The sequence below is a fragment of the Micromonospora maritima genome, assembly GCF_902825405.1.
Classification (GTDB): Bacteria; Actinomycetota; Actinomycetes; order Mycobacteriales; family Micromonosporaceae; genus Micromonospora; species Micromonospora maritima.
Genome location: NZ_CADEAU010000636.1, coordinates 1 through 2,703, shown reverse-complemented (window position 1 = coordinate 2,703; position 2,703 = coordinate 1). Strand labels below are relative to the sequence as shown.

2 protein-coding genes and 1 pseudogene are annotated in these 2,703 nt (G+C 74.8%); 1 reads left to right on the top strand and 2 read right to left on the bottom strand.

Features of this window, described 5'->3' with window-relative positions:
- Positions 1-312: pseudogene (locus tag HUW36_RS30330) on the bottom strand (metal-dependent phosphohydrolase); the annotation flags it as partial.
- A gap of 101 nt (positions 313-413) precedes the next feature.
- Here HUW36_RS30330 and HUW36_RS30325 point away from each other — a divergent pair.
- The gene (locus tag HUW36_RS30325; protein ID WP_246248397.1) at positions 414-1,637 is read left to right on the top strand and encodes an FUSC family protein; all 1,224 of its coding nucleotides are present in this window, start codon (positions 414-416) and stop codon (positions 1,635-1,637) included.
- 252 nt (positions 1,638-1,889) lie between these two features.
- Here HUW36_RS30325 and HUW36_RS30320 read toward each other — a convergent pair.
- Positions 1,890-2,703: aminotransferase class V-fold PLP-dependent enzyme (locus tag HUW36_RS30320; protein ID WP_174531220.1), on the bottom strand; the 814-nt coding region annotated here is incomplete at its 5' end.

The window sequence follows — 2,703 nt, the reverse complement described above, 5'->3', positions numbered from 1 at the left end:
GAGCCCGGCGGCGGTGAGCAGCGCGTCGCCCAGGTCGGCGCTGGCCCGCTCGTTGGCGTCACCGCCCGCCCGCGGGTCGTAGACCGCGTCGTGGCACCAGGCGGCCAGGCGGACCAGGTCCGGGCGGCGGGCCCGGTCGGCGTACGCGTCCACCACGTCGAGGACCGCCCGCAGGTGGTCCACCGTGTGGTATCGCCGGTGCGGTTCCCGCCAGCCGGCCAGCAGGCGCGCCCCGGCCCGGCCCACGGCCTCCGGGTCGGTGGCACCGGCCGCCCGGGCCCCTTCCCGCCACCGTGCCGTCAGCTCGTCCATCCCGTGCAGTCTGCCAACCGCGCGAGGATTCACCGGGGGAGGGACGGGTAGTACCGGCCATGGCCGTGGCCCGGGACCGACGACAGCCGTTCCTGCGGCGCATGACGTCACGCCAGAAGTTGGGCGACCTCGACGGGCCCCGGATCGCCGCCGCGATGGACGAGCTGCGCGACCGCAGCAAGGCCACCCTGCACGACCGGCTGCACCGGGTCCGTACCGCCTTCGGGCTGGCGTTGCAGGCCGGGCTCGCCGCCGGCCTGGCGTACGTGGTGTCGCACCGGCTGCTGAAGAACCCGCAGCCGGTCTTCGCCCCGATCTCCGCGGTGGGCACGCTCGCCGCCTCGGTGGGCCAGCGGTTCCGGCGTACCGTCGAGCTGATCGTCGGGGTCGCGGTCGGCGTCCTCGTCGGCGACGTGCTGATCTACTTCCTCGGTACCGGCGCCTGGCAGCTCGCGCTGGTGGTGACGTCGGCGATCCTGCTGACCATCTTCGCCGGGGCGAGCGTCGCCATCGTGATCCAGGCGGCGGCCACCGCCGTGCTGATCGTGACGCTCAGCCCCTCGACCCAGAACCTGGAGTTCCCCCGCTTCGTCGACGCCTTCCTCGGCGGTGGCATCGCGTTGCTGGTCACCGCCATCCTGCTCCCGCTCAACCCGCTGCGGGTCATCAACCGGGCCGCCCGCCCCGCGCTGGACCTGCTCGCCGGTCAGCTGGACAGCTGCGCCGAGGCGCTGCGCAACCAGGACCGGGGCGCCGCCCAGCGCGCGCTGTTCCGGCTCCGGGAGAACAAGGAGGAGTTGGCCGCCCTCTCCGAGGCGATCGAGGGCGCCAAGGAGACCATCACCATCTCCCCGGCCCGCTGGCACCGGCGCAGCGAGCTGACCCACTACGCGGAGGCGGCCGAGCCGATCGACCGGGCGATGCGCAACAGCGGCACCCTGATCCGCCGCTCGGTCACCATGATCGAGGACGAGGAGCCGATCCCCGAGCCGATGCCGGACGCGATCGCCCACCTGGCCGAGTCGGTACGTCTGCTGCGGCACGAGTTCGCCGCCGGCGAGGAGCCGGAGCGGGCGCGCGAGCGGTCGCTGCGCGCGGTCAGCGAGGCCGGCCGGGCGTACGCCGAGGGGGTGGGCTTCTCCGGCAGTGTGGTGATCGCACAGGTGCGGACCACCGCCAGTGACCTGATGGTGGCCTCGGGCGTCGACCAGGAGGAGGCGAACCGCCTGATCCGACAGGCGTTCGGCGAGAAGGAGCAGCGCAGCGGCGAGCCCACCGAGCAGAGCCCGGCCCCCAAACCCCCCACCGCCCCCCCGGTCGGCTGACCCCCACCCGCCCCGCCCGCCCCGGCCCTGGCTCCCTCGCTCTGTCGATCAAGGAGTTGACGTCGGAGTTGATCTCCCCCAGCGCGCAAACTCCTTGATCAACCTCACGAGGCCGGGCCCGGGACCGTCCGTAGGCCCACCGGGAAAGCGTCGATCATGAGGTTGGCTGCCTGGAGAGCGTTCTCCAGTGCCGCCAACTTCATGATCGACGGGGGCGAGCGGGAGCGAGCCGGGGTGAGCGGGGGTGGGTGGTTAGGGGAGGGTGGCTAGGGCGGTCAGGAGGGTGTCCACCTCGGGTGCGGTGGTGCCGAGGCCGAGGCTGGCGCGCAGGGCGGTCGGGGGCAGGTCCGTGCGGCCGGACCGGGTGGCGGCCTCGGACAGCAGGCGGCGGGTCAGCGGGTGGGCGCAGAACAGGCCGTCCCGCACCCCGATCCGGTACCGGGTCGCCAGGTGGGCGGCCACCTCGGCGGAGTCCCGCCCGGCGACCACGAAGCTGACGATGCCCACCCGGGGCGCCTCCGGGCCGAACGTGCGCAGCTCCACCACGTCCGGCAGGGCCGCCAGCCCGGACCGCAGCCGGGACAGCAGTGCCTGCTCCCGGGCGTGCAGCGCGCTCCGGTCGACGGCCGTGAGCGCCTCGCAGACCGCGGCCAGCGCCACCGCGCCGAGCAGGTTCGGGGTGCCCGCCTCGTGGCGCGCCGGGCCGGTCGTCCACCGCACCTCGTGGGTGGCCGCGCCGACGTGGCTGGTGGCGCCGCCACCGGCCAGGTACGGCGGTGCGGCGTCCAGCCAGTCCGCGCGTCCGGCCAGCACGCCCGCGCCGAACGGGGCGTAGAGCTTGTGACCGGAGAGGGCCACATAGTCCACGTCCAGCGCGGTCAGGTCGACCGGCGCGTGCGGGGCCAGTTGGGCGGCGTCGACCAGGATGCGGGCGCCGTGCCGGTGGGCCACCCGGGCCAGTTCGGCCACCGGCCAGCACTCGCCTGTCACGTTGCTGGCGCCGGTCACCGCGACCAGCACCGGCAGCCCGGGTCGGGCGTCGCGGGCCAGCTCGCCGAGCGCCGCG

Coding starts and splice junctions, on each gene's coding strand:
- HUW36_RS30325 (WP_246248397.1), top strand. CDS start 414: ATGACGTCACGCCAGAAGTTGGGCGACCTCGACGGGCCCCGGATCGCC.